Here is a 26,036-nt window from a genome sequence, read left to right on the forward strand (position 1 = left end):
GGTCTTAATGGTCCATACCCCCGATAAAGGGACGCGATAACGGCGATTCCGTTATCTAGTCGTTATTTTTGGGGAATGGACACGGTCACGATCGACCTTGGCCTCGAGCGTGGCGAACCGCCTACGTACTCCTCGCCGGGGCGGCGGACCACCCCGCTGTGGGTGCCCGCCGCCCTCCTCGCGGCCCTGGTGCTGATCTTCGGCACGGGCTCGGCGCCGCCGGCCAGATCGCCGCTCTCCGCGATGTTCCGGTTGCAGGTGGGGCCGGCCGACTCGTACGCGACGACCGAGGACGGCCAGTTGCTCGCCGAGACGTTCGGGCTGCTCACCTCGTACGACCTGACCAGCGGGCGGCTGCGCTGGCAGGCCGGCCAGTCCACCCCGGCGTACCGGCTGCGGATCAGCGACCACCTGGCTCTGATGCGGCCGTGGGCGACCACCGCCGCCGAGCCGGACACCACCGCGCTGTCCACGCTCACCGGCGCCCGCATGTGGGAGCGGCCCGGCGCCGTGGTCAACATCGCCGGCTCGGCGACCCTGCTGGCGGTCGACTCCCCGCGCACCCTCTCCGGCTCCGGCCGCCGGGTGGAGGGCCCGGTCGACGCGATCGACGCGACCACCGGGCGCACCCTGTGGAGCGTGCGCGTGCCGTCCACGGCGGTGCTGCTCGGCGTGCCCGGCCTCGGCGACGAGGAGTCCCGGATGCTGCTCGTGCACGACAACCAGACGATGGCCGTGCACGACCTGGCGACCGGCCGGCTGATCGCCAGCACGCACATTCCGGCCGCCGACTACGCCCCGGACAACCCGGTGGTGGCGGGCGGCCGGATCGTGCTGCGGCATCCCGGCGCGATCAGCCCGGAGATCTCGGTGTACGACCCGGTGACGCTCAAGCAGGTCTGGTCCGCGCCGTCCGAGACCGCGTACGAGATGCAGGCGTGCGGCATCCTGGTCTGCCTCAGCGGGCCGGACGGGGTGCACGCGATCGACCCGTTCAGCGGGGACACCGCCTGGGTGCAGCCCGCCTGGCACAGCCTCACGCAGTACGGCGACATGATCGTCGCGTACGCCGACCCGGACGGCGTCGAGCCGGTCGGTGTGATCGACCCGGCGACCGGCGCGCTGCGGACGCCCCTGGCCGGCTGGCGGCCGGTGACCGGCACCGGGAGCGGCGACCGGCTCGTTCTCACCCGGGCGACGGACAACGGAAGCCGTACCATGGTCGCCGTCGCCCGCCCGGGCGACCCGCGACCCCGCGTGCTGGACGCCCTGCCCCAGGGCACCGGCGACTGCCAAGCGGCGCCGTCCCGGCTGGTCTGCCGGACGATGTACGGCGAGCTGGTCGTCTGGGCGTACCAGGAGGAGTGACGCGTTGGCGCTGATCGAGCTGGACCTCGCCGCGCCGCCCGATCCGCGCCTCGACTCCCGTCCGCCCGTCCGGCACTACCGCTTCGCCGGCCTGATCCTCGCCGCCGTGCTGCTGGTCACCCTCGGCGGCGCGGCGCCCGGCCCGCACACCCTCTGGCGCTACCTCGGCGCGGTGCCCCCACCGGTCGGCGCCGAGACCCAGTCCCAGCTGGCCGGCGACCGGGTCTACACGGTGGCCTCGGCCGGCGGCGTGCGGATCGCCACCGCCTGGCAGGCCGAGTCGCCGCCCCGCAAGCTGTGGACCGTACGCCTCGCGGCCCGGGTCGCCGGCCCGGACACGGTCGGCTACGGCGGGGTCGAGGCCCGGCCGGCCGGCGACGTGGTGCTGCTCTCCGACGGGCCGCAGACGACGGTGGTGGACGCCCGGACCGGCGCCGTCCGCTGGACCTCCCCGGTCGGCGTCACCCCGCTGGGCAGCGGCCGGATCGGCCTCGTCCAGAACCAGGCGTTCCGCCCCGGCACCGCGTACGACCAGGACTCCGGGGCGCCCGGCATGCTGTATTTCTCGTCCACCGGCGAGCCGCACACCGAGCCGCCGATCCGGACCGAGATCGACGGCGTCGACCTGTACACCGGCAGGACGGTCTGGACCGCCTCGGTGCCCGGCGCGATCAACGTCTTCACCACCCGCGGCGACCCGCCGGCCGTGCTCCTGCTCGCCTCCGACCGGCTCGAGCGGCTGAACGGCGAGACCGGCGTGGTCGAGCACAGCCGCCCGCTGCCGAAGATCGGCGCCGACCGCCCGGCCGGTGGCCGGCTCACCGACGGCCTGCTGGTGGTCCGCTACGGCGACTACGCCGTCGACGGGCCGGCGGCCGGCTACGCCGCCGACTCGCTGGACCTCCGCTGGCAGCGCCGGGTCGCCGCGGTGCTGCTCGACCCGCCGAACTGCGGCGACCTGCTCTGCGCCGGCCCGCGCAGCGCCCTCGACGTGCTCGACCCGGCGACCGGCCGGGCCGCCTGGCGCGCCTCGGAAAACGTGGACCTCGGCGAGCAGAGCGGCTACGTGCTCGAGCGGGACGCCGGGACGGGCGCGCCGCTGCGGCTCGCCGACCGGGCGACCGGCGCCACCCGGGCCGACCTGACCGGCTGGGCCGCCGCGCTCCCCACCGGCGGCGACGGGCAGCCGCTGGTGCTGCGCCGTGGCCTGGCGGCCGGCAAGAGCGAGTTCGGCGTGCTGCTCGCCGGGCCGCCCGACCGGGTGCGGCGGCTCGGCGTCAGCGCCGGGCCGGTCAGCGACTGCACCGCCGACCAGCGGTACGTGGTCTGCCGGGGTAATGACGGTCTCGAAATTTGGGCCTACAGCTCCTGACCTCGTCGGGCGCAGAATGAGTGCACCGTGACACACACCTTGATCGACCTCGGGGAGGTGCCGGCCGTCCTGGAGGTTCGCAGGCGGCCGCCGCCCTACCGCGCCGTGCTCGGCGTCCTGTCGGCCGTGCTGCTCCTGGCGGCCGGCGGCGCGGCCTACCAGCGGCCGCCGGCCGGGCCCACGGTGATCCCGGCCCGGCTCGGCGACACCTTCACCATCGACGGGAACCGGCTGTACCTGGTCGGCGCCGGCGGCGTGGACAGCTTCGGCTCGGTCCGCGATCGGGCCATCACCAGCTACGAGCTGCCGTCGATGCGGGAGGTCAGCCGCACCACGGTCGGGGTGTCCGGCACCGTGGTCAGCGTCCAGCAGGCCGGTGACACGGTGGTCGTCGGCTACCAGCTCGACGCGAGCGGCGATCAGGTGACCGTGGCGTACCCGGCGGGTGGCGGCCCGATGCTGTGGCACCGGCCCGACCGGCTCGTGTCGGTCTCCTCCGCCGACGGGATCGTCCTGCTCAGCGCGGACGGCGGCGACGTCGCGATCGACCTGGCCACCGGCGCCGAGCGCTGGCGGGTGTCCCGGCCGGCCAACGGCGTCCTCGCCGAGACAGTTGCCGGCACCGGCTACCCGCAGTGGCTGATCTCGCTCTCCGGCCAGGGCCGGCTGCTGGCGTACGACGCGCACACCGGGCGCCGGATCGGCGCGACCACCGTACCCACCGGCAACCGGCCGATCGCCGGGTTGATCTGGCCGGTCGGCTCGTACCTGCTGGTCGGCGTCGGCGGCCGCTACGACGGTTACCGGGTGCCCGGGCTGGAACGGCTCTGGCAGACGCCGGCCGACCTGTCGCAGAGCTGGATGCAGGACGACTGCGGCACGGTGATCTGCACCTTCCGGCAGCAGCGCGGGATGACCGTGCTGGACCCCGCGGACGGGCAGGTGCTGTGGAGCTCCGACCGCTGGACGTCCGCCGGCGCGCTCGGGCCGCACCTGATGGCCACCGGCGGCTCGGACGAGGGCGGCGGTGCGCGGCTCTCGGTGCTCGACCCGCGCACCGGCAGGGAGCTCGGCAACTTCGGCGACTGGCAGGGGCTCGGCCTCGCGCCCGGCGGTCTGATCTACGGCATGATCCAGGCGCCCGGCCACTACCGGCTCGTCTACGGGCTGCTCGACCCGGCCGACCGCTCGATCGAGGTGCTCGGCTCGGCCGACCGGGTCTCCGGCGGCTGCGAGACCGGCGGCGGCGTGCTGGCCTGCCGGCTGGTCGACGCCTCGGTCGCCGTCTGGCGGCTTGGGTAGCCTCCACTTACGGCCTCTTCACACCCCGTCGGGGAGGCTGGGGCCCGGCAATGGCGTGGGAGGTCGTGCGGTGCGGGTGCTGGTGGTGGAAGACGAGCGCAACCTGTGCGACGCGATCGCCAGAGGGCTGCGCCGCAAGGGCATGGCGGTCGACGTCGCGTACGACGGCCTGCAGGGCCACGAGATGGCGTACGTGACCCGGTACGACGTGGTGGTGCTCGACCGGGACCTGCCCGGCAAGCACGGCGACGAGATCTGCGCCGACCTGGTCGCCTCCGGCGCGCTCACCCGGGTGCTGATGCTCACCGCCAGCGGCACGGTCGCCGACCGGGTCGAGGGCCTGCAGTTGGGCGCCGACGACTACCTGGCCAAGCCGTTCGCCTTCGAGGAGCTGGTGGCCCGGGTGCAGGCGCTCGGCCGGCGCGCCACCCCGGCCGCCCCGCCGGTGCTGACGGCGGGCAACCTGATCCTCGACCAGACCCGCCGGGTGGTCACCCGTGGCGGCGTGCTGATCGAGCTGACCAACAAGGAGTTCGGCGTCCTGGAGGAGCTGCTGAAGGCGCGCGGCGGCGTGGTGTCCAGCGAGGAGCTGCTGGAACGTGTCTGGGACGCGAACACCGACCCGTTCACCACCACCGTCCGGGTCACGGTGATGACCCTGCGGAAGAAGGTCGGCGACCCGCCGCTGATCGAGACCGTGGTCGGCGCCGGCTACCGGGTGCCCGAACCGGTCGGCCTCTCATGACCGTCTACCTCGGCCGCCGCAACCGCAAGCTGGAACTCAGCCTCCGGCCCACGCTCCGGCTGCGGCTCACCCTGCTCAACGGCATTCTGCTGGTCGGCGCCGGCGCCATCCTCGTGCTGCTGGCCTGGCTGCTGGTCGGCGACGCGATGCACCCGATCGACGCGCTGCAGCCCGGCTCCACGGTCACCCTGGCCAACGGGTCGACCCGGGACGCGATCGACTGGCAGACCGCGGTGGTCGACCGGGCCTCGCGCGAGGTGCTGGTCAAGGGCCTGGTCGCGCTGCTCGCGATCGGCATCATCGGCATCGCCGGGGCGTACGCGGTGGCGGGCCGGGCGCTGCGGCCGTTGCACGCCGTCACCCAGACCGCGCAGCGGCTCGGCGAGGAGACGCTGGACCAGCGCATCCGCTACTCGGGGGCGGACGACGAGGTGGCCGAGCTGGCCCGCACCTTCGACGCCATGCTGGACCGGCTGGCCGGTGCGTTCGAGTCGCAGAAGCGCTTCGTGGCGAACGCGTCGCACGAGCTGCGCACGCCGCTCGCCGTGATGCGCACCGAGATCGACGTGACGCTCAGCGACGACGAGGCCGACGTGGCCGAGTACCGCCGGATGGCCAGGGTGGTGCGCAACGCCTCGGAGCGGGCGAACGGCCTGGTCGACGCGCTGCTGGTGCTCGCCCGGTCGGAGGCGCAGTCGGGTCGCCGGCTGGTTCGCAAGGTGCCCGCCGACCTGGCGACGAGTGTCCACAACGCGCTGTCGGCGGTGCGGGCCGAGGCCGAGCGGCTCAAGCTGGACGTCACCACCGACCTGCAGCCGGCGCCGGTGGTGGGCGATCCGAGCCTGCTCGACCGGCTGGCCGGGAACCTCATCGAGAACGCGATCCGCTACAACCACCTGCTCGGCAAGCTGTGGCTGCGCACCGAGATGGTGGACGGGCAGGCCCGGCTGATCGTCGGCAACACCGGGTACGAGGTCGAGCCGGCCGACGTGCCGGGACTGTTCGAGCCGTTCCGCCGGGGCGGCTGGGAGCGCACCGGGTCACGCGGGTCGGGGCTGGGCCTGTCGATCGTGCGAGCGGTGTGCGACGCGCACGGCGGAACCGTGTCGGCGGTCGCCCAGCAGGGCGGGGGGCTCGAGGTGACGGTGGCGCTGCCGACCGCGGATGCCACGCCGGTGGTGGCCGCCACGGCGTCCGTGCCGCGCGGCCGGAACGTCGGGCTGGCCACCTGAGCCACGCGCGGCGGTCACGCCGGGTCGGTGACCTTGGGCTACGCGGCTACCGCGGCCTCGCGGCGGTAACGCCGGGTCGGTGACCTTTGGGCTACGCGGCTACCGCGGCCTCGCGGCGGACGGTGCGCCAGCGGGAGGCGCTGATGCCCAGCTCGGCGGCGATCTCGGCCTCGGTCAGCTGCGGGCGCTCGGCCTTTATCCGGTTGGCGAGGGCGACCGTCTCCGCGGGGGAGCGGCGCTCCTTCTTCTCCGGCTTGGCGGTGCCGCGTGCGTTCCCTGGCCTGGCGGCGCCGCGCGCTTGCGGCGGCGGGACGGCCTGGCTGGTGGTCGCTCGCGAGGCGGCGGTGCTGCGCTGGGCCGGAACCGCCCGGCCGGCCGCGACGGGCTGCCTCGGGCGGCGGGTCACGGTCGGGGTGAAGGACTCGTCCTCGTTCGCCTTCCGCGACAGGGCGGCGGCAATCTCGGCGCGGGTTCGGCGGTCCATCCCGCCGCGCCCGTTCGCCCCGGCGGGCACGGGCGATCCGCTTGCGGACGGCGAGGGGACGAGGCCGGGGACGGACGGCTGCGCCGGGGCCGGCGCGGTCTCGGCCACCGGGTCGGCCACCGGGTCGGCCGGGTTCTCCAGGGACGCGATGCGGCCGCCCAACTCGACCAGGCAGATGCTGGCCACCACGATCAGGCCGTCCACCGACAGCGGCAGGAGGTAGGGCGACGCCCCGGTCTCGCCGTACCGCGCCGCGACTCCGGCCATGTGCCAGTACGAGACCCAGGCCGCGATCCCCGCGATGGTCGCCGTGGCGAGCAGGCGGGTGGCGGCCAGCCACCGCCGGTGCACCGGCACCCGGGAGATCAGCTCCACGGTCAGCAGCAGCGCCAGCGGCGGCCACGCGGCGATCGCCTGGCTGATCGGGTTGTCCAGCGCGTGCAGAACGTTGGCGACCACCGAGGCGGCCACCCCGAGGAACAGGGTGGCGCGAACCGCCCACCGGACGCGACGCAGGTGTTGCAGGACCACCACCGGAGCTACTCCTCGATCAGTCGAACGGTCTCGGGACCGCCCCATCCTGACCGGTGCGGGTTACGCGAAGGCTCCTGGCGCGGAACCGTATCCGGTCCGTGCCAGGAGCGTTGCGATCATGTGATCGAGCGGTACGGCGTGTCGGCTTGACGCCGTCAGCCCTGCTTCTCGACCTGTGCCCGGAGCCGGGGGAACTCGGCCTTCGCCTTGGCGACCGACTTGTCGTACCAGATCAGCATGCCGATGCTGCCCGAGTCGGCCCAGGTGCACAGCGCCATCTTGGTGCCGGAGTCGGTGGCCAAGCCGCACTTGGCGGAGCCGCCGAGCGAGCCGGTCGGCGCGGTGGTGACGCCGGTGACCTTGCCGGCACCGCTGGATGCGCCGGTGAACAGGAGATCCAGCATAGTCGCCGGGTCGTCCACGTCGGCCTGGGCCGCGGCGAGCACCACGATGTCCTGGTTCGAGATCGTGCCGTAGAGCGCGCCGACCGGGTTGGTCGCGCCGGGGACCGAGCCGAGCGCGGTCTTCAGCGAGTCGGTGAGGCCGGCGAGCTCCTTGTCGGTCAGCTTCGGCCGGCCGCCCAGGGTCTTGGGCGCCGCGATCGTGACCTTGGTGGCCGGCGGGGTGGTCTCGGTGGTCTGGTCCGGCGTCGGCTCGTCGGTCGCCTGCGTCGGGGCGGTCGTCGACGAGGTGTCGGCCGTGTTCTTCTTGTTCTGGTCGTTCTTGACGATCAGCGCCACGGCCGTGCCGCCGCCCACGCAGAGCACCAGAACGATGCCGATGATGGTGAGGACGATCGGCAGCGTCCGGGATTTCTGCGGAGGAGCCGGCGGGGGATATCCGGGCTGGGCGTACTCGGGCTGGCCGTACTGGGGCTGGCCGTACTGCGGCTGGCCGTACTGCGGCTGCTGGCCGTAGTCGGGGTATGCCTGCGTCGGCGGCACGTCCGGGTTGGGCTGGCCCGGGTACTGCGGCTGGCCGTACTCGGGCTGGCCGTACTGGGGCTGGCCGTACTGGGGCTGGCCGTACTGCGGCTGCCCGTACTGCGGCTGCTGGCCGTAGGGCGGCTGGCCCGGAGAGGGATCGCCGGAGGAAGGCTGACCGTAGGGCGGGCCGGAATACGGCGGCTGCGACATCGGGGCTCCATCGATTGGTTACACCACCACGGAGCCTATCTGGCCCCGCCAAACGAGGTCTCTCCGCCATCGGTCGGCGGAGTGCCGCCGACCGGACAAAACCGCGCGAGTACGACAACGCCCCGTACCCACCGGGCACGGGGCGTCGTCGATCCGACGTCAGGCGGGCAGGCTGCCCACGCCCTTGGGCAGGAACCGCTTGCCGGTGACCCGCTCGGCGATGCCGCTGCGGTCCAGGTACGGCGTCACGCCACCCAGGTGGAACGGCCAGCCGGCGCCCAGCACCATGCACAGGTCGATGTCCTGGGCCTCGGCGACGACGCCCTCGTCCAGCATGAGCCGGATCTCCTGGGCGAGCGCGGCCAGCGCCTGCTCGCGTACCTCCTCGGCGGTCAACGGCGCGGAACCGCCGGTCGCCAGCTTCAGCACCTCGGGGTTGAACTCGTCGTCGACCAGCAGCGGCAGGCCCGCGTCGACGATCTTCTTGAGCGTCGGGCTGTTCGCGAAGCGGTCGGGGAACGCCTCGTGCAGCGTCTCGCCCACGTGGTAGGCGACCGCCGGCCCGACCAGCTGGAGCAGCGCGATCGGGCGCATCGGCAGGCCCAGCGGGTCGAACGCGGTGTCCACCACGTCCAGCGGGGTGCCGGCGTCGACGGCCCGGAAGACCACGTCGGTGAAGCGGAGCAGAACCCGGTTGACCACGAACGCCGGGGCGTCCTTGACCAGCACCGACGACTTCTTCAGCTCCTTGCCGACGGCGAACGCGGTGGCCAGCGTGGCGTCGTCGGTCCGCTCGCCCTTGATGATCTCGAGCAGCGGGAGGACCGCGACCGGGTTGAAGAAGTGGAAGCCGACGACCCGCTCGGGGTGCTCGAGGTCGGCGGCCATGTCGGTCACCGACAGCGAGCTGGTGTTGGTCGCCAGCACCGCCTCGGGGGAGACGATCTTCTCGAGCTCGGCCCAGATCTGCTTCTTGAGGTCGAGGTTCTCGAAGACGGCTTCGATCACGAAGTCGGCGTCGGCGAAGACGGACTTGTCGACCGAGCCGCTGACCAGGCCGCGCAGCTTCGCCGCGGTGCCCTCGTCCATCCGGCCCTTGGCGACCGTCTTGTCGATCTGGCCGAGGACGTAGCCGACGCCCTTGTCGACCCGGGTCTGGTCGAGGTCGGTCATCACCACCGGCACCTGGAGGCGGCGGGCGAACAGCAGCGCGAGCTGCGAGGCCATCAGGCCGGCGCCGACGATGCCGACCTTGGTGACCTTGCGGGCCAGCGACTTGTCCGGCACGCCGACCGGCCGCTTGGCCCGGCGCTGCACGAGGTCGAACGCGTACAGGCTGGCCCGCGCCTCGTCGCCCATGATCAGGTCGGCGAGCGCCTGGGTCTCGGCCGCGGTGCCGTCCTCGAAGGTCGCGTCCTTGGCCAGCGCGAGCAGTTCGAGCGCCTTGTTCGCGGACGGGACGGCGCCGTGCAGCTTCTCGTCGAGCTGCTGCTTCGCGAAGAACAGCACCCCGTCCCACATGTCCTTGTCGACCTCGGGCCGCTCGACGGTCTTGTCGCCCTGTACCACCGCGGCGGCCCAGAACAGCGAGCTCTCCAGGAAGTCCGCGGCCTCGAAGATCTCGTCGGCCAGGCCCAGCTCGCGGGCCTGCTTGGGCCGCAGCACCTTCTGGGTGAGCGGGTTCTGGAGGATCACCTGGGCGGCGCCCGGCGCGCCGATCAGGTTGGGCAGCAGCTGGCTGCCGCCCCAGCCGGGCACCAGGCCGATCGCGACCTCGGGCAGGCCGAGCGCGGCCGCGCCGGTCGACACCGTGCGGTAGTGGCAGTGCAGCGCGACCTCGAGACCGCCGCCGAGGGCCGCACCGTTGATGAAGGCAAAGGTGGGAATCGTCGAGTTCTTCAGGCGTGCGAAGACCCGGTGCCCGAGCTCGCCCAGCTCCACCGCCTGCGTCCTGTCCGTAATGTACGGAATGCCGGTAATATCGGCGCCAACGCAGAAAATGTACGGCTTGCCGGTCAGGGCGATGAACGCCGGCTCGGCGGCGGTGGCCGTCGTGATCGCCTCGTCCAGCGACGCGAGACCGCCGGGCCCGAAGCTGTTCGGCTTGGTGTAGTCGAGCCCGTTGTCCAGGGTGATCAGCGCGGCCTTCTTGGCCAGCCCCGGCACCTGGACAAACCGGACGAGAGCCTTCGTCACTACCTCGTTCGGGTGCTGGATGGTCACTTCTCCGCGCCTTCCCAGTTCGGGTTCTCCCAGATCACGGTGCCGCCCATGCCGATGCCGATGCACATGGCGGTGAGGCCGTAGCGGACCTCGGGGTGCTCGGCGAAGTGCCGGGCCAGCTGGGTCATCAGCCGCACGCCCGAGGAGGCGAGCGGGTGACCGATGGCGATCGCGCCACCCCACGGGTTGACCCGCGGGTCGTCGTCGGCGATGCCGTAGTGGTCGAGGAAGGCGAGCACCTGGATCGCGAACGCCTCGTTCAGCTCGAACAGGCCGATGTCGTCGATCGTGAGGCCGGCCTTCGCGAGGGCCTTCTCGGTGGACGGGATCGGCCCGTACCCCATGATCTCCGGCTCGACGCCGACGAACCCGTACGAGACCAGGCGCATCGCGACGGGCAGGCCCAGCGAGCGGGCGGTCTCCTCGTCGGCCAGCAGGGCCGCCGTGGCGCCGTCGTTGAGGCCCGCGGCGTTGCCGGCGGTGACCCGGCCGTGCGGGCGGAACGGCGTCTTCAGCGTGGCGAGCTTCTCGAGCGAGGTCTCGCGCGGCGCCTCGTCGACGGTCGCGAGCCCCCAGCCCTCCTCCTGGTTACGGATCGCGACCGGCACCAGGTCGGGCTGGAGCTTGCCGTCGGCGTACGCCTTGGCGGTCTTGATCTGGGAGTTGAGGCCGTACCGGTCCGCGCGCTCCTTGGTGATCTGCGGCAGGCGGTCGTGCAGGTTCTCCGCGGTCGAGCCCATCACCAGCGCGGACGGGTCGACCAGCTTCTCGGCGAGGATGCGCGGGTTCGGGTCGACGCCCTCGCCCATCGGGTGCCGGCCCATGTGCTCGACGCCGCCCGCGATCGCGAAGTCGTAGGCGCCCATCGCGATCCCACCGGCCACGTTGGTCACGGCCGTCATCGCGCCCGCGCACATCCGGTCGACGGCATACCCCGGAACGGTCTTGGGCAGGCCCGACAGCAGCGCGGCGGTACGGCCGATGGTCAGTCCCTGATCGCCGATCTGCGTGGTGGCCGCGATCGCCACCTCGTCCACCCGCTCCGGCGGCAGCTGCGGGTTGCGCCGCAGCAGCTCCCGGATGCAGCGGATGACCAGGTCGTCGGCGCGGGTCTCGGCATACATGCCACCCGCCTTGCCGAACGGTGTGCGGACGCCGTCGACGAAGACGACTTCGCGTACTTCACGGGGCACAGCAAGCCTCCTTGCGGGCGAGCCCATGTTCTTGGTGAGACGAATGCTACTCGCCAGTAACTAACGTCTGCCAAGCGACCGCCGGGAATGTCACAGCCCCGTTTCGGCTACCCGGCAAACCCCACGAAACCACGAACCCCGGCCGCCGGTCCCTCAGTCGGCCGGATCGGGCAGCACCTCGGCCAGTTGCGCGGCCAACAGCCCTACCTGCCAGTCCCGGGCACCGAACCCCCGCAGCGTGTCCGACACGGTCTGCGCGGACACCTCGTCCGGCGGCGACCAGGCGAGCCGGCGAACGTAATCGGGGCTGATCAGATTTTCCGGGGGGAGATGGTGCGACTCCGCGGTGCCGACGACAACCGCGCGGCAGCGGGCCAGGCGGGCCGCCGCGATCGGGTCCCGCTCGGCCCAGCGGTGCGGCGGCGGGGGACCGTCGATCGGCTGGTTGACCGGCAGGGCGTCGTCCGGCAGGGCGCGAGCCTCGTCGAGAGCATCCAGCCACACCCGGGCCAGGCGGCGGACCGACCGGCCACCGAACCCGGGGATGGCGAGCAGCGCGCGCTCGTCCTTCGGATCCTGCTCGGCGGCCGCGACTATCGCCGAGTCGGGCAGGACGCGACCGGGGGCGGAGTCGCGCCGGGCCGCGACACCATCCCGGGCGTACCAGAGAGCACGGACTCGGGACTGGGCGCGGGCGCCCCGTACCCGATGGATCCCGGACGTGCGGCGCCAAGGATCGGGCCGGACCCGGGGCGGCCGGTCCGCGCTGGCCACCAGCGCCGCGAACTCCTCCGCGGCCCATTCCGTCTTGCCCTGACGTTCCAGCTCGGCCGACAGGTGGTCGCGCAGGTCGGTCAGCAGCTCGACATCCAGCGCCGCGTAGGTGAGCCACGACTCGGGCAGCGGCCGGGTGGACCAGTCCGCGGCCGAGTGGTGCTTCTCCAGCGTGAAGCCCAGCAGCTGCTCGGTCAGCGCCGCCAGCCCGACCCGCTCGAAGCCGGCCAGCCGGGCGGCCAGCTCGGTGTCGAACAGGCGGCGCGGCTTCAGCCCCAGCTCCGCGAGGCAGGCCAGATCCTGGCTGGCCGCATGCAGCACCCACTCGCTGTCGGCCAGCGCGGCGTCGAGCGTGTGCAGGTCGTCGAGCGGCAACGGGTCGATCAGCACCGTTCCGGCGCCCGCCCGGCGGAGCTGCACCAGATAGGCGCGCTGGGTGTAGCGGTAGCCGGACGCGCGTTCCGCGTCGACGGCGACGGGCCCGGCGCCGGCCGCCATCCGGGCCACGATGTCGGCGAGTTCGGTCTCGGACTCGACCGGGCGGGGGGTGCCCTCGCGAGGCGCGGTCAGCGGGACGGCGGCGGGAAGGGGGTCGGGACCGCCAGACGTCGGGTCGGGCGGCTCGGGGAGCGGTCGTCCGTCCCCTGCCGGCTCTGGCTCGTCCCGACGGCGCAGGGGTGCTTCGTCGGTCACTCCGTAACCGTACGGGTGCACCACCCCCCTGATGTGCAGCCGGGTACCGGCGCGTCGGTTCTCGATCGAAAGCAGACTCATCCGGAACGGCTTTTCCTCCGTACTACCTCCCGCAGCACCGAGACCCGGGAGGCCGTGCCGGATGACTACCACGTACGACCCGTTCATCCCCGCCGACGGCACGGACCAGCACCGATACGACGGGCGAAGGCGCGCCGAGGAGCGGGGTGGCGGGTCCGCGTGGGGGACCGAGCCGCGCTGGGAGCCGCAGTACCAGCAACCTCAGTACCAGCAACCTCAGCAATGGGAATCCGAGCCGCAGCAGCATCGATGGGATCCGGAACCGCCGCCGCAGGCCCGGACCTGGCAGACCGGCGCGTTCCCGGTGATGCCCGAGGCCGAGCCGGAGCGCGCCCGGGCGAGCGCCTCGAAGGGCTTGGTCAAGCCGCTGCTGGCCGGGCTGGTCGCGATCCTGGTCGTGGTGGCCGGCTGGCAGGCGTACCGGATCGAGAACATGAGCAGCGACAACGCCTCCATGCAGTCGGTGCTGACCGCGGAGAAGAACCGGACCGACAAGCTGGAGAAGGAGCTGGCCGGGGTCTTCGACCCCGAGGCGGTGTCGTCGAAGGTGCTGCCGAGCGTCTTCCGGGTGCGCGCCGGCGAGTTCACCGGCACGGCCTGGTCGGTCGGCAAGAAGGCGGCGAACGGCCAGTCGAATCTGCTCACGAACTATCACGTGGTCGCCCAGGTGTGGACCGGCGGCGGCCGCGCGGTGACCCTGGAGCGCGGCAACACATCGATCAAGGCGACGATCGTGAAGGTCAACAAGGCCAAGGACCTGGCGCTGCTGCACGCGAACCAGGAGATCACCGGGCTGACCGCCTTCACCGGTACGGTCAAGCCCGGTCAGCAGGTGGTCGTGGTGGGCGCGCCGCTGGGGCTGGACGACACCGTGACCACGGGCGTGATCAGCGCGTACCGGCCGAACGACCCGGACGGTCCGACGATCCAGTTCGACGCGCCGATCAACCCGGGCAACTCGGGCGGTCCGGTGGTGAACGCCAACAACCAGGTCGTCGGGCTCGCGACCGCGAAGGCGAAGGACGCCGAGGGCATCGGCCTGGCCATCCCGGTGAAGACGGCCTGCGACACCTTCGCGGTCTGCTAGCGGTAAGTCTCAGCGGCTAGCGGTAAGTCTCAGCGGCGTCGGTCAGCCGACGCGGTGACGGTCGTTGAGGGCCGTCACCCCCGGCGGCGGCAACCCGGCGGTCGAGGCGAGCATCGCGCACCAGCCGAGCAGGTGGGCGGCGGTGTCCGTGGAGGTGGGCGTCCAGGAGGCGCGTACCTCCAGGTCGGCCGTGGGCGCCGGGCCGGCCAGCTCGCCGAACCGGGTCGACGCGGTCTGCGTGATCGTGCCGCCGATCGCCGTGAACGTGGCCGTGTGCTGCTCGAGCGCGTCGGTCAGCCAGGTCCACGCCACCGCGGGCAACAGCGGGTCGCCGGCCATGTCCGGCTCGAGCTCCGCGGTGACCAGCGTGACCAGCCGCAGATCGCCGCGCCAGGCCTCGTGCCCGGCCGGGTCGTGCAGCAGGATCAGCCGGCCGCTGGCCACCTCGTCGCCGGAGCGCAACACGGTGGCACTCAGCGCGAACGAATACGGCGCCAGCCGCTGCGGCGCGGGAATCTCCTCGAGCAGGATCTCCGGTCGTGGCGTGGCCGCCTGCAGCCCGGCGACGGCGCGGGTGAACGCCTCGGGGGCAGCGGAGGGGGTCGCCATGCCGGAAGCCTATGCCGCGCACCGGTGTCAGTTGTCGATCGCCGCGCTGTAACTTTGCCGCCGCTTCGCTTCCCGGCGGCCGCCGCTTCGCTTCCCGATGGCCGCCGCTTCGCTTCCCGATGGCCGCCGCTTCGCTTCCCGGTGGCCGCCGCTTCGCTCGCCGGCGGCCACCGCTTCGCTCCCCGGGCGATCGCGATGCGGGGTCGTGGGAGCATTGCGCCGTGACTTCCGTGCTGAGCGATTCCCCCTTCGTCCGGGCGTGCCGCGGCCAGGACGTGCCGCACACTCCGGTCTGGTTCATGCGGCAGGCCGGGCGCTCGCTGCCCGAGTACCGCAAGATCCGGGCGGGCATCGGCATGCTGGAGTCGTGCCGGCGGCCGGACCTGGTCACCGAGATCACCCTGCAGCCGGTGCGCCGGCACCAGGTCGACGCCGCGATCCTGTTCAGCGACATCGTGGTGCCGATCGCGGCGGCCGGCGTCGACCTCGACATCGTGGCGGGCACCGGGCCGGTGGTGGCCGAGCCGATCCGCACCGAGAAGGACCTGGACCGGCTGCGCCCGATCACCGCGGACGACGTCGCGTTCGTGGCCGAGTCGGTGCGGCTGCTCACCGGCGAGCTCGGCCGGACGCCGCTGATCGGGTTCGCGGGGGCGCCGTTCACGCTGGCCAGCTACCTGATCGAGGGCGGACCGTCGCGGACCTACACCAAGACCAAGGCGATGATGTACGGCGAGCCGGGCCTCTGGCATGCGCTGCTGACCCGCCTCTCCGGCATCACCCTCGCCTTCCTGCGTACCCAGATCGACGCGGGGGTCAGCGCGGTCCAGCTGTTCGACTCGTGGGCCGGCGCACTGTCCGAGGCGGACTATCGGGAGTACGTGCTGCCACACTCCCGCGAGGTGCTGGCCGGGCTGGCCGACACCGACGTGCCGCGCATCCACTTCGGCGTCGGCACCGCGGTGCTGCTGCAGGCGATGGGCGAGGCCGGCGCGGACGTGGTGGGCGTCGACTGGCGTACCCCGCTGGACCGGGCCACCGAGCAGCTCGGCGCGCGCCACGCGGTGCAGGGCAACCTCGACCCGGCGGTGCTCTTCGCCTCCTGGGAGGTCGTCGAGCGGGAGGCCCGCCGGGTGCTCGAGCAGGGCCGCGCCGCCCCGGGCCACATCTTCAACCTGGGGCACGGCGTGCTGCCGGAGACCGACCCGACAGTGCTGACCCGGCTGGTGGAGCTGATCCACGACATCTCCGCGCGCTGACCGACCGGCTCACAGTCATGTACCCCGGTGGGGGGTGGGGGTGGGGGCCTGGGATGGTGGAGGCGTGCGAAAGCGGGTTGCGGTTGTTGGCGGCGGCGTCGCCGGGCTTGCGGCTGCGGTGCGTTTGCGGGATCTGGTGCCGGCGGGCACCGACCTGATCGTGTATGAGCAGGGCGGTGCGCTCGGCGGCAAGCTGCGCACCGGCGAGCTTGGCGGCCTGGTGGTCGAGCGGGGCGCCGAGTCTTTCCTGACCGCCGGGCCGGCGGGTGGCGACTCCGCGGCGGTGGCCCTCGCGAAGCGGCTCGGCCTCGGGTCGTCGCTGGTGCACCCGGCCACGGTGCCGGCCGCGCTCTCGATCGGCGGCCGTCTCACCCCGATTCCGGCGGGCACGCTGGTCGGCGTACCGGCAGATCTTGACAAGCTGGACGGCGTCGCGCAGCCGGACGCCGGCCGTGACCACGACGACGGCCGCCCGGTGCTCGCCGCAGGCGAAGACGTCGCGGTCGGCGCGCTGGTCCGCGACCGGTACGGCGAGCAGGTGGTGGACCGCCTGGTCGACCCGCTGCTCGGCGGGGTGTACGCGGGGCGCGCCGACGGCCTGTCGCTCGAGGTGACCATCCCGCAGCTGGCCGAGACCGCGCGGGTCGAGCACACGCTGCGGGCGGCGGTGCGGTCCGCGCAGGCGAAGCGCAACCGCACCCCCGGGCCGGTGTTTTCCGCGGTGGACGGCGGGATGACCCGGCTGGTGTCGGCGGCGGCCGCGGCGAGCGGCGCGCGGATCAGCCTGGGACTTCCGGTGCGCGACATCGCACGCACGGCTCGCGGCTGGCGGCTGCTTCTGGGCGCGGCGCCCTTCCCCGAGACGGACGATGTGGACGCGATCGTGCTGGCCGTCCCGGCCCGTCCCGCCGCACGACTGCTGGCGGGCGTCTCCGCGGCGGCCGCCGAGGCGGTGGGTGTGCTCGACTACGCGAGCGTGGCGCTGGTCGCGCTGGCGCTGCCGGCCGGGACACCGCTGCCCGAGCTGTCCGGGTTCCTGGTGCCGCCCAGCGAGGGGACGCTGGTGAAGGCGGCGACGTTCGTCACTCGCAAATGGCCGCACGTGGCCAACGACTCCGGGCCGGTGATCGTGCGGGCGTCGCTGGGCCGGGCCGGCGAGCAGGAGCGTCTCCAGGTCGACGACCAGGTGCTGCTCGATCGGGCGCGGCGCGAGCTGGGCGAGCTGATCGGCGGCGAGCTGCCGCCGCCGGCCGCGTCCTGGGTGCAGCGCTGGGGCGGCGGCCTGCCGCAGTACGCGCCGGGCCACCGGGAGCGGGTGGCGTTCGCGCGGGCGCAGCTGCCGCCGGGCTTGGCGCTGGCCGGCGCGGCCTTCGACGGCGTGGGCATCCCGGCGTGCATCGCCGGCGGCGAGCGAGCCGCCGAAGACGTCAGCAAGTACTTGGAGGGTTGATGAGCGAGCAGACGAACGCGGCCAGGATCAACGAGCTGAACGCGACCATCCGGTACACGATGTGGTCGGTCTTCCGGGTGCAGACGCCGCTGCCACCGTTGCGTGACGAGCTGGCCGGCGAGGTGGACGGCCTGTTCGAGCAGCTGGCCGGCAAGGACGTGACGATTCGCGGCACGTACGACGTGTCCGGCCTGCGCGCGGACGCGGACCTGATGATCTGGTGGCACTCCGGCTCGTCGGACGCGCTGCAGGACGCGTACGGGCTGTTCCGTCGTACCGCGCTCGGGCGGCACCTGGCGCCGGTCTGGTCGCAGATGGCGCTGCACCGGCCGGCCGAGTTCAACAAGAGCCACCTGCCGGCGTTCCTGGCCGGCGAGGACCCGCGGGCGTACCTCTGCGTGTATCCGTTCGTCCGCTCGTACGAGTGGTACCTGCTGCCCGACGAGGAGCGGCGGTTCATGCTGGCCGAGCACGGCAAGATGGCCCGGGACTACCCGGACGTGCGGGCGAACACGGTGGCCTCGTTCGCGCTCGGCGACTACGAGTGGATGCTGGCGTTCGAGGCGGACGAGCTGCACCGGATCGTCGACCTGATGCGGGAGCTGCGGGCGGCGACCGCGCGGCGGCACGTACGCGAGGAGGTCCCGTTCTACACGGGCCGCCGCCGTTCGATCAGCGAGCTGGTTGCCGCATTGCCGTAGCGTTCCGGATCATCGGAATGTGCGGAATGCCGTCCTCGATGTATTCGGGACCGTTCTGCTGGTATCCGAACTTGGCGTAATAATTCCTGAGGTGCGCCTGGGCGTGCAGCACGCTCGGGCGATCACCGATGATCCGCACCGCCTCGGCGATCAGCCGGCCGGCCAGACCGCCGCCGCGACCGGCCGGCGCGGTCACCACGCGACCGATCCGCGGCTCGCCGTCGATGTCCAGAATCCGCACGTACGCCCGGATTTCGCTCGCCCGTTCGATCCACAAATGCCGGGTACCCGGTTCCGGGTCGAGCCCGTCGAGATCAAGGTAGACGCAGTTCTGCTCGACCACGAAAACCGCGCTGCGCAGCCTGAGAATCTGGTACAGCGTGCCGGTGTCGAGCTCGGCGAACGACGCGATGCGCAGGTCGTCCTGGAGTTCCGAAGACATGTGGCAGATCGTATGCGGCGCGCCGTCACCCGTATCGGGGCCGCCCGTTGTACGGATGGAAGCCCGAGCTGTCTGTGGAGGTCTTCATGATCAAGAAGAGCAAGCTCTTCGGCAACAAGACCCGGGTTACCTTCTGCCTTCCGGGCGACAGCCCGGCCGGGCCGGTCAGCGTGGTAGGAACGTTCAACGGCTGGAGGCCGGGCGCGCACGAGTTGAAACGGCGCAAGGATGGCACCCGGACGGTCAGCGTGCCGCTCTCGCCCGGCCACTACTCGTTCCGGTATCTGGCCAGCGATGGCGTGTGGCTCGACGACGACCACGCGGACTCCGTAGGCCCGCAGGGGAGCGAACTCCGGTTGTAACCGGAAAGCCGGAAATTTCCTCACTTCTGGGTCATCATGGGCGACATGGCCATGTATGAGACGTCAGACCTGCACAAGCGCGTGGCGCGGTACGAGGCGGCGCTGGATGAGCTGCGGGCGGCGCATCAGGACGTACGCCATGTCTTGGTCGATCAGGTGCTGTACGAGCGCTGGCAGCAGATCGGCGCCGAGCTGGGCTTCGCCGCGCCCGCCACCGTGCAGGGCGTCGAGCAGCAGAGCCGGCAGATGTCGGAGGCCTGGGCCGGGTGACGGCCCGCCGCCGCCCGCGGTGTCGGCGGCGGTTGTTAGGTTTGCTGCCATGGCTGTGGACACCCAGTACGAGGATCTGCTGCGCCGGGTCCTGGCCGGCGGAACGCCGAAGACCGACCGCACCGGCACCGGCACGGTGAGCCTGTTCGGCGAGCGTCTGCGGTACGACCTGTCGCAGGGCTTTCCGCTGATCACCACGAAGCGGGTGCACTTCAAGTCGATCGCGGTGGAGCTGCTGTGGTTCCTGCGCGGCGACAGCAACGTGGCCTGGCTGCGCGAGCAGGGCGTCACCATCTGGGACGAGTGGGCCGACGAGAAGGGTGAGCTGGGCCCGATCTACGGCGTGCAGTGGCGGTCCTGGCCGACGCCGGACGGCGGGCACGTCGACCAGATCGCCGGCGTGCTCGACACGCTGCGGAAGGATCCGGACTCGCGCCGGATGCTCGTCTCGGCCTGGAACGTGTCCGAGTTGCCGGCCATGGCGCTGGCCCCGTGCCACGCGATGTTCCAGTTCTATGTGGCCGATGGGAAGCTCTCCTGCCAGCTCTACCAGCGCAGCGCCGACCTCTTCCTCGGGTTGCCGTTCAACATCGCCAGCTACGCGCTGCTCACGCTGATGGTGGCGCGGCAGGTCGGGCTGGAGCCGGGCGACTTCGTCTGGGTCGGCGGCGACTGCCACATCTACAACAACCACGTTTCGCAAGTCACCGAGCAGCTGACGCGGCCGGCGTTCCCGTTCCCCACCCTGGAGATCGCGGACGCGTCGTCGCTCTTCGACTACCGCTTCGAGGACTTCACGCTGGCCAACTACCAGCACCACCCGGCCCTGAAGGCGCCGGTGGCGGTGTGACCGTGCACATGATCTGGGCCGAGGCGCGCGACCGGGTGATCGGCGCCGGCGGCGGGATTCCCTGGCGGATCCCCGGCGAGCAGGCCATGTTCAAGGAACGCACGATGGGCGCCACCGTGGTGATGGGCCGCGGGACGTGGGACTCGCTGCCCCGCAAGCCGCTGCCGGGCCGGCGGAACGTCGTGCTGACCCGCGATCGGTCATGGACCGCGGACGGTGCTTCCGTGATCCATGCCATCGACGAGGTGCCGACCGCCGACGAGGTGTGGGTCATGGGCGGCGGTGCCATTTATGCCGCATTCCTGCCGAAAGCAGGACATATCGTGCGTACGCGGATAGATCTGGATGTTTCCGGGGATGTTCTGGCACCGGAACTCGGTCCCGAATGGGTGGTGACCGAGTCCTCGGGCCGGACCACCCCGGACGGCCTGCGGTATGTGGTCGAGGAGCTCTTCCGGAGCTAGGCCTTCGGCTCCAGCCTGATCGACAGGCTGTTCACGCAGTGGCGAGTGTTCTTGTCGGTGAGGTGCTCCCCGCGGAACACGTGGCCCAGGTGTGAATCGCACCGGGCGCATCGGATCTCGACTCGCACCATGCCGAGGCTGCGGTCCTCGATCTCCTTGACCGCGCCGGGGATGGCGTCGTCGAAGGACGGCCAGCCGCAGTGCGAGTCGAACTTGTAGTCACTCGGGTAGAGCGCCGCGCCGCAGGCCCGGCACTCGTACATGCCCTCGGTCTTGGTGTCGACGTACTCGCCGGACCAGGGTGCCTCGGTTCCGGCCTGGCGGAGGATGCGGAACTCCTCCGGGCTGAGCCGGACCCGCCACTCGTCCTCCGTGGTGGGCAGGGTGGTGTCGTTCGTCGCCATGCCGTCAAAGGTACGTCGATGGAGTGCCGACGCACCCGTGGTGCGGCCGTTGCCGCCGGCGTGCCCGTTGAGCGGAACAGGGAAGAGGCCCCAGCCCGCGGGTTGCACACCCGTGAGGGGATTTAGGGGGTAAACCGGGCAATCCCCGCTAAGCTCACTTTGGACCCGGAAATATCGCAAGAGAACGGATAACTCCTCATGAGTGCAAATCGTCGGATTCTCGTAGCCGGACTGTCCGCGGCGGCCGCCCTGTTCTTCGCAGCCTCGCCGGCTCTCGCCGCGGCCCACCCGGCCGCCACCGCCCCGCCGTGCGCGGAGGGCCGGCGCGACGGCTGCGTCTATGTCGACCAGGACGGTGTCCCCGCCGGGGACACCCGGGGTACCGGCGGCTACGGGGTCTTGCCGACCACGCCGTCCACCACGTACCCGACCAGCCCGGTGCCGAGCACCACCGCCCCGACCGCGCACGTCGACACGGTGCCGCCGACGACCACGCCGGTCACCTCGAGCCCGAGCCCCAGCGGCGTCAAGGGCGCCATGGTGCCGCCGAAGAACGGGGTCAGCGCCGGGCACGCCCTCCCGGTGACCGGGGCGCCGATGGGCACGATCGTCGCGGTCGGCGCGCTCATGGTGGCCGCCGGCGGGACCGCGGTCTGGTACACCCGGCGCCGCCGCGAGGCCTGAGCCACGACGAATGATCTTCCAGGAGAACGGGCCGCCCACCGGGCGGCCCGTTTCGTTAGGGTCGATCACATGCCGAAAGCCGCAGCGGAAGAGCACGAGATCGCCGGCCGCACCGTCCGGCTGAGCAGCCCCGACAAGATCGTCTTTCCGAGCAAGGGCTACACCAAGCGCGACGTCTTCGAGTACTACCGGGCCGTCGGCGACGGCATCCTGCGCGCCCTGCGCGACCGGCCCACGACCCTGCAGCGCTTTCCGGACGGCATCGAGGGCGAGGCGTTCTTCCAGAAGCGCATCCCCACCCGCGGCGTGCCACCCTGGATCCAGACCGCGAAGATCACCTTCCCGAGCGGCCGGGGCGCCGACGAGCTCTGCCCGGCCGACCTCGCCCACGTGGCCTGGGCCGCGCAGATGGGCACCATCGTCTTCCACCCCTGGCCGGTGCGGGCCGCCGCCGTCGACAACCCCGACGAGCTGCGCATCGACCTCGACCCGCACGCCGGCACCGGGTTCGCCGAGGTGGTCGCCACCGCGGGGGTGGTCCGCGAGGTGCTGGCCGACCTGGGCTGGGTCGGGTATCCGAAGACCTCCGGCGGCCGCGGCGTGCACGTCTACATCCGGATCGCGCCGCGGTGGTCGTTCGTGCAGGTGCGGCGGGCGGCGATCGCGCTGGCCCGGGAGGTGGAGCGGCGGGCCCCCGACCGGATCACCACGGCCTGGTGGAAGGAGGAACGCGGCGAGAAGGTCTTCATCGACTTCAACCAGATGGCCCGGGACCGGACGATCGCCTGTGCGTACTCGCTGCGGGCCAACGGGCGTGCCACCGCCTCGGCGCCGGTGACCTGGGACGAGCTGACCCAGGTCGAGCCGGACGACTTCGACCTGCGCACGGTCCCCGCCCGGTTCGCGAAGATCGGCGACCCGCACGCCGCGATCGATGACGTGGCGCACGACCTCACGCCGCTGCTCGAGTGGTCCGAGCGGGACGAGCGGGACGGGCTGGGCGACATGCCGTACCCGCCGGACCACCCGAAGATGCCGGGCGAGCCGCCGCGCGTCCAGCCGAGCCGGATCAACAAGGCGAACTGGCCGTCAGGGGGCTAGTTTCATCCCCTCATGCCCGCTGTCACAGGGCTAGTTTCATCCCCTCGTGCCCGCTGTCACAGGGCTAGTTTCATCCCCTCGTGGCTCGCGACGAAGCCGAGCGAGTCGTAGAACCGGTGCGCGTCGGCGCGGCGCTTGTCGGTGGTGAGCTGCACGATCCGGCAGCCGCGGCCGCGGGCGCGGTCGATCGCGTACGCCATGAGCTCGCGCCCGATGCCGCCGGAGCGACGGTCGGCGCGCACCCGGACCGCCTCCACGGTCATCCGCCACGCGCCACCGCGGCTGAGCCCCGGCGTGAACGTGAGCTGGCAGGTCGCGACCACCTCGCCGTCGGCCTCGGCGACGATCAGCTCGTTGTTCGGGTCGGCGTCGATCGCCTCGAACGCCGCCCAGATCGCGGCGTCCACCTCCTCGGCGACGACGCCGAACCCGCGGGCCCGGCTGATGTCGTCGTCGGCGAGCAACCGCAGGATCGCGGGCACGTCGACCCGTTCGGCCGAGCGGAACTCCATCACTTTGCCGGACACCGCAGGCCTTCCGCGGGCACCTGGAGATTGATCAGGTAGTTGTCGACCGCCTGCACGATGCAGGGCGTGCTCGGGTACGCCGTGTGCCCCTCGCCCTCCCAGGTGAGCACGTGCCCGACGCCCAGCATGTCGGCCAGCGCGGCGGTGTTCTCGTACGGCGTCGCCGGGTCGCCGGTGGTGCCGACCACCACGATCGGCGGGGCACCGGTCGCGGCGCCGGCCGGGAACGGGTCGCGCTCGCCCGGCCACAGGGTGCACGGCAACATGCCGGTCGCGAGCGAGGCGCCGAACAGCGGGTACTTCTTGCGCCACTCGCCCTGCAACTGCCGGATCTCGGCGACGCTCGGCACGTCCTTGGTGTCCGAGCAGTTCACCGCGAGGTTGGCGTCGAAGAGATTGCTGTACGTGCCGTCCGACTTTCGATCGGCGTACTGGTCGGCGAGGGTGAAGATGCCCTTCGCGTTGCCCTCCTTGAGCGTGGACACCGCCGCGGCCAGCGCCGTCCAGCCCGTCTCGGTGTACAGCGACGAGATCACGGCCAGGAAGATCCAGCCGGAGGTCGCCTTCCGCCCGTCGCTGTAGGGCACCGGGTTCTTCTCGGCCGCCGCCATCGCGTCGGTCACGGCCTTACGCGCGTCCGGTGCGATCGGGCACTTCGCCGGGGTCGCCTTGCACCAGTTGCCGAAGTTCGTGAACGCCCGCTCGAAGCCCTTCGCCTGCAACTCGGAGCTCTGGACGAAGGTCTGCTTCGGGTCGATCGCGCCGTCCAGCACCATCGCCCGGATGTCGGTCGGGAACTGCTGCGCGTAGGTGGCGCCGAGCAGCGTTCCGTACGAGAAGCCCAGGTAGTTCAGCTTGTTGTCGCCGACGGTCTGCCGGATCGCGTCCATGTCCCGGGCGGCCTGCTCGGTGGCGAAGGTGACGAGCTGGTCGCCGTACTTGTCGCCGCAGCCGTCCACGATCCTCTTGTTCAGCGCGACGAAGGCGTTGAACTGCGCCTGGGTGACCAGGTCGGGCGGGGAGGCGAAGGTCGCGTCCTGATCGGCGTCGCTGATGCACTTCACCGGGTCGGACCGGCCGACGCCACGCGGGTCGAAGCCGATGATGTCGAACTGGTTGGTGACGGCGGTCGGCAGGCCGCCGAGCGACTCGCCGTAGGAGAGGTAGACCGCGGTCTCGATGCCGGAGCCGCCCGGGCCGCCCGGGTTGATCAGCAGCGAGCCGATCCGGTGCGACTGGGTCTTGGACCGGACCCGGATGAGGGCGATCCCGTACGTCTGGCCGTTGGTCTTGTCGTGCCAGTCGCGCGGGACCCGGACCGTGGCGCAGTCGTACGTCATGTTGCTGGCGCCCCGGCCGATCAGCGACTTGGGAATGTCCGAGCAGTCCCGCCAGTCGGTCGCGGCGCCGGTCGGAGCGACGGTGCCGTTGGCATCCGGCCCGGCCTCGCCCGAGCCGTCCGGCGCGAACGTGGGCACGGTGCAGCCGGCAACGGCGAGGACCGCCGCGAACAGGAGTACGGCGACCAGACGAAGACGACGCGGCACGATCACGGCCTTTCGATGGCTGAGCTTGCTTGATCGAGGCTAGCCGGTCGGTCCGACAGGTTCGCTCAGCGGCCGGTCAAGACCTCGGCCAGATTGACTTGGACAGGGCGCTCCAGCTGCTCGTACGTGCATGTGCGGGGTTCCCGGTCGGGCCGCCAGCGCTCGAACTGCGCGGTATGCCGGAATCGGACGCCTTCCATGTAGTCGTAGCGGACCTCGACCACCCGCTCCGGCCGCAGCGGCGTGAAGGAGAGATCCTTGCCGTTGTTCCACCGGCTGTACTCGTTCTTGCGCGGGGTGCGCTCGCCCTGCTCGTGCGCCGCCCAGTCCCACGGGTGCCCCTCGAACGACGTGACCAGCGGCTGCATCTCCTCGAACAGCTCCTCGCGGACGGCCATCGGAAAGCTGCCGATCACGCCGACCGAGGCCAGCACCCCCCGCTCGTCGTACAGGCCGAGCAGCAGCGAGCCGATCCGGTTCTCGCCCGATTTGTGCACCCGATAGCCGGCCACCACGCAGTCCGCGGTGCGCTTGTGTTTGATCTTGGACATCACCCGCTTGTCCGGCTGGTACGCCAGCTCGCGGCCCTTGGCGATCAACCCGTCCAGCCCGGCGCCCTCGAACTCCGCGAACCACCGCTGCGCGGTGGGAAGATCGTCGGTGGCCGGGGTGACGTGCACCGGTGGCTGCGCATCCTTGAGTACGTCGAGCAGCCGCTCGCGTCGCTCGGCGAACGGGCGTTCGGTCAGGTCCTCGTCGCCGATCGCGAGCAGGTCGAACGCCACGAAGCTGGCCGGCGTCTGCTCGCTGAGCAGCTTGACCCGGCTGGCCGCGGGGTGGATGCGCTGCTGCAGCGCCTCGAAGTCCAGCGTGTTGCGCTCGGTGTCGGCCACGATCACCTCGCCGTCGATCACCGCCCGCTCCGGGAAGTTCGCCAGCACGGCCCGGACGACCTCGGGGAAGTATCGGGTCATCGGCTTCTCGTTGCGGCTGCCGATCTCCACCTCGTCGCCGTCGCGGAAAATGATCGAGCGGAAGCCGTCCCACTTCGGCTCGTACAGCTGGCCGGGCGGAATCTCCGCGACGGGCTTCGCGAGCATCGGCTTGACCGGCGGGTTGATCGGCAGATCCATGGCACCCAG

Annotated in this window: 26 protein-coding genes; 15 read left to right on the forward strand and 11 right to left on the reverse strand. The window is 71.8% G+C overall.

Going from position 1 to position 26,036, the window contains the following annotated elements; all coding sequences use genetic code 11:
• The first annotated feature begins 75 nt into the window (after positions 1-75).
• From ODJ79_RS19100 to ODJ79_RS19120, 5 genes are all read left to right on the forward strand, one after another.
• Complete coding sequence (locus ODJ79_RS19100) at positions 76-1,368, forward strand: PQQ-like beta-propeller repeat protein (protein ID WP_263024845.1); 1,293 nt, start codon at positions 76-78, stop codon at positions 1,366-1,368.
• A gap of 4 nt (positions 1,369-1,372) precedes the next feature.
• The gene (locus ODJ79_RS19105) at positions 1,373-2,740 is read left to right on the forward strand and encodes a PQQ-binding-like beta-propeller repeat protein (protein ID WP_263024846.1); all 1,368 of its coding nucleotides are present in this window, start codon (positions 1,373-1,375) and stop codon (positions 2,738-2,740) included.
• A gap of 27 nt (positions 2,741-2,767) precedes the next feature.
• On the forward strand, positions 2,768-4,042 hold the full coding sequence (locus tag ODJ79_RS19110; protein WP_263024847.1) for a PQQ-like beta-propeller repeat protein: 1,275 nt from the start codon (positions 2,768-2,770) through the stop codon (positions 4,040-4,042).
• Between the two features lie 70 nt (positions 4,043-4,112).
• Positions 4,113-4,787: a response regulator transcription factor gene (locus tag ODJ79_RS19115; RefSeq protein WP_263024848.1), complete on the forward strand. Its 675-nt coding sequence runs from the start codon at positions 4,113-4,115 to the stop codon at positions 4,785-4,787.
• A complete protein-coding gene (locus tag ODJ79_RS19120; RefSeq protein WP_263024849.1) occupies positions 4,784-6,019 on the forward strand; it encodes a sensor histidine kinase in 1,236 nt (411 codons plus the stop codon). Before ODJ79_RS19115 ends, ODJ79_RS19120 begins: the two co-directional genes overlap by 4 nt.
• Before the next feature lie 91 nt (positions 6,020-6,110).
• On the opposite strand, the gene ODJ79_RS19125 is transcribed toward ODJ79_RS19120, so the two are convergent.
• The 5 genes from ODJ79_RS19125 to ODJ79_RS19145 all read right to left on the reverse strand — a co-directional run bounded on the left by ODJ79_RS19125 (position 6,111) and on the right by ODJ79_RS19145 (position 13,056).
• Positions 6,111-7,037: a DUF2637 domain-containing protein gene (locus ODJ79_RS19125; protein WP_411267347.1), complete on the reverse strand. Its 927-nt coding sequence runs from the start codon at positions 7,035-7,037 to the stop codon at positions 6,111-6,113.
• A 155-nt stretch (positions 7,038-7,192) separates the two neighbouring features.
• A complete protein-coding gene (locus ODJ79_RS19130; RefSeq protein WP_263024851.1) occupies positions 7,193-8,173 on the reverse strand; it encodes a hypothetical protein in 981 nt (326 codons plus the stop codon).
• A gap of 159 nt (positions 8,174-8,332) precedes the next feature.
• Positions 8,333-10,396 (reverse strand): 3-hydroxyacyl-CoA dehydrogenase NAD-binding domain-containing protein, encoded by a 2,064-nt coding sequence (locus ODJ79_RS19135; RefSeq protein ID WP_263024852.1) that lies wholly within the window; start codon positions 10,394-10,396, stop codon positions 8,333-8,335.
• Complete coding sequence (locus ODJ79_RS19140) at positions 10,393-11,589, reverse strand: thiolase family protein (RefSeq protein ID WP_263024853.1); 1,197 nt, start codon at positions 11,587-11,589, stop codon at positions 10,393-10,395. Before ODJ79_RS19140 ends, ODJ79_RS19135 begins: the two co-directional genes overlap by 4 nt.
• Before the next feature lie 153 nt (positions 11,590-11,742).
• Entirely contained in the window at positions 11,743-13,056 is a 1,314-nt protein-coding gene (locus tag ODJ79_RS19145) for a ribonuclease D (protein ID WP_411267348.1), read from the reverse strand.
• 142 nt (positions 13,057-13,198) lie between these two features.
• Here ODJ79_RS19145 and ODJ79_RS19150 point away from each other — a divergent pair, with 142 nt between their 5' ends.
• A complete protein-coding gene (locus ODJ79_RS19150; protein WP_263024854.1) occupies positions 13,199-14,224 on the forward strand; it encodes a S1C family serine protease in 1,026 nt (341 codons plus the stop codon).
• 42 nt (positions 14,225-14,266) lie between these two features.
• Here ODJ79_RS19150 and ODJ79_RS19155 read toward each other — a convergent pair whose 3' ends face one another.
• Positions 14,267-14,833, reverse strand: coding sequence for a DUF3000 domain-containing protein (locus tag ODJ79_RS19155; protein ID WP_263024855.1), 567 nt, complete (start codon positions 14,831-14,833; stop codon positions 14,267-14,269).
• A gap of 221 nt (positions 14,834-15,054) precedes the next feature.
• Here ODJ79_RS19155 and hemE point away from each other — a divergent pair, with 221 nt between their 5' ends.
• The 3 genes from hemE to hemQ all read left to right on the forward strand — a co-directional run bounded on the left by hemE (position 15,055) and on the right by hemQ (position 18,243).
• A complete protein-coding gene (hemE, locus tag ODJ79_RS19160) occupies positions 15,055-16,092 on the forward strand; it encodes a uroporphyrinogen decarboxylase (protein ID WP_263024856.1) in 1,038 nt (345 codons plus the stop codon).
• A 64-nt stretch (positions 16,093-16,156) separates the two neighbouring features.
• Positions 16,157-17,542: a protoporphyrinogen oxidase gene (gene hemG, locus ODJ79_RS19165; protein WP_263024857.1), complete on the forward strand. Its 1,386-nt coding sequence runs from the start codon at positions 16,157-16,159 to the stop codon at positions 17,540-17,542.
• Positions 17,542-18,243, forward strand: coding sequence for a hydrogen peroxide-dependent heme synthase (hemQ, locus tag ODJ79_RS19170; RefSeq protein ID WP_263024858.1), 702 nt, complete (start codon positions 17,542-17,544; stop codon positions 18,241-18,243). Before hemG ends, hemQ begins: the two co-directional genes overlap by 1 nt.
• Here hemQ and ODJ79_RS19175 read toward each other — a convergent pair.
• Positions 18,215-18,685, reverse strand: a complete 471-nt coding sequence (locus ODJ79_RS19175; protein WP_263024859.1) for a GNAT family N-acetyltransferase — start codon at positions 18,683-18,685, stop codon at positions 18,215-18,217. The genes hemQ and ODJ79_RS19175 overlap by 29 nt on opposite strands.
• 86 nt (positions 18,686-18,771) lie before the next feature.
• Here ODJ79_RS19175 and ODJ79_RS19180 point away from each other — a divergent pair, with 86 nt between their 5' ends.
• Genes ODJ79_RS19180 through ODJ79_RS19195 form a run of 4 tightly spaced genes read left to right on the forward strand, consistent with a single transcriptional unit; the run spans position 18,772 to position 20,631 of the window.
• Positions 18,772-19,047: an isoamylase early set domain-containing protein gene (locus ODJ79_RS19180; RefSeq protein ID WP_263024860.1), complete on the forward strand. Its 276-nt coding sequence runs from the start codon at positions 18,772-18,774 to the stop codon at positions 19,045-19,047.
• Between the two features lie 45 nt (positions 19,048-19,092).
• On the forward strand, positions 19,093-19,317 hold the full coding sequence (locus ODJ79_RS19185; protein WP_263024861.1) for a hypothetical protein: 225 nt from the start codon (positions 19,093-19,095) through the stop codon (positions 19,315-19,317).
• 49 nt (positions 19,318-19,366) lie between these two features.
• Complete coding sequence (locus ODJ79_RS19190; protein ID WP_263024862.1) at positions 19,367-20,167, forward strand: thymidylate synthase; 801 nt, start codon at positions 19,367-19,369, stop codon at positions 20,165-20,167.
• Complete coding sequence (locus ODJ79_RS19195; RefSeq protein ID WP_263024863.1) at positions 20,164-20,631, forward strand: dihydrofolate reductase; 468 nt, start codon at positions 20,164-20,166, stop codon at positions 20,629-20,631. Before ODJ79_RS19190 ends, ODJ79_RS19195 begins: the two co-directional genes overlap by 4 nt.
• On the opposite strand, the gene msrB is transcribed toward ODJ79_RS19195, so the two are convergent.
• Positions 20,628-21,035: a peptide-methionine (R)-S-oxide reductase MsrB gene (gene msrB / locus ODJ79_RS19200; protein WP_263024864.1), complete on the reverse strand. Its 408-nt coding sequence runs from the start codon at positions 21,033-21,035 to the stop codon at positions 20,628-20,630. The two genes, ODJ79_RS19195 and msrB, sit on opposite strands and share 4 nt — an antisense overlap.
• 198 nt (positions 21,036-21,233) lie before the next feature.
• Between msrB and ODJ79_RS19205 the strand changes: the two genes are divergently transcribed.
• On the forward strand, positions 21,234-21,719 hold the full coding sequence (locus tag ODJ79_RS19205; RefSeq protein ID WP_263024865.1) for an LPXTG cell wall anchor domain-containing protein: 486 nt from the start codon (positions 21,234-21,236) through the stop codon (positions 21,717-21,719).
• Between the two features lie 69 nt (positions 21,720-21,788).
• On the forward strand, positions 21,789-22,820 hold the full coding sequence (gene ligD / locus ODJ79_RS19210; protein ID WP_263024866.1) for a non-homologous end-joining DNA ligase: 1,032 nt from the start codon (positions 21,789-21,791) through the stop codon (positions 22,818-22,820).
• A 56-nt stretch (positions 22,821-22,876) separates the two neighbouring features.
• Here ligD and ODJ79_RS19215 read toward each other — a convergent pair whose 3' ends face one another.
• From ODJ79_RS19215 to ODJ79_RS19225, 3 genes are read right to left on the reverse strand one after another with little or no spacing between them, the layout of a single operon-like run.
• The gene (locus ODJ79_RS19215) at positions 22,877-23,332 is read right to left on the reverse strand and encodes a GNAT family N-acetyltransferase (protein WP_263024996.1); all 456 of its coding nucleotides are present in this window, start codon (positions 23,330-23,332) and stop codon (positions 22,877-22,879) included.
• Positions 23,332-24,900 carry an alpha/beta hydrolase gene (locus ODJ79_RS19220; RefSeq protein WP_411267349.1) on the reverse strand — a complete coding sequence of 523 codons (1,569 nt, stop codon included), beginning with the start codon at positions 24,898-24,900 and terminating at the stop codon, positions 23,332-23,334. The genes ODJ79_RS19215 and ODJ79_RS19220 overlap by 1 nt, the downstream gene beginning before the upstream one ends.
• Before the next feature lie 59 nt (positions 24,901-24,959).
• The gene (locus tag ODJ79_RS19225) at positions 24,960-26,027 is read right to left on the reverse strand and encodes an ATP-dependent DNA ligase (protein ID WP_263024868.1); all 1,068 of its coding nucleotides are present in this window, start codon (positions 26,025-26,027) and stop codon (positions 24,960-24,962) included.
• Positions 26,028-26,036: the final 9 nt, after the last annotated feature.

The organism is Actinoplanes sp. KI2 (assembly GCF_025630775.1).
In the GTDB taxonomy this organism is placed as follows: Bacteria; Actinomycetota; Actinomycetes; order Mycobacteriales; family Micromonosporaceae; genus Actinoplanes.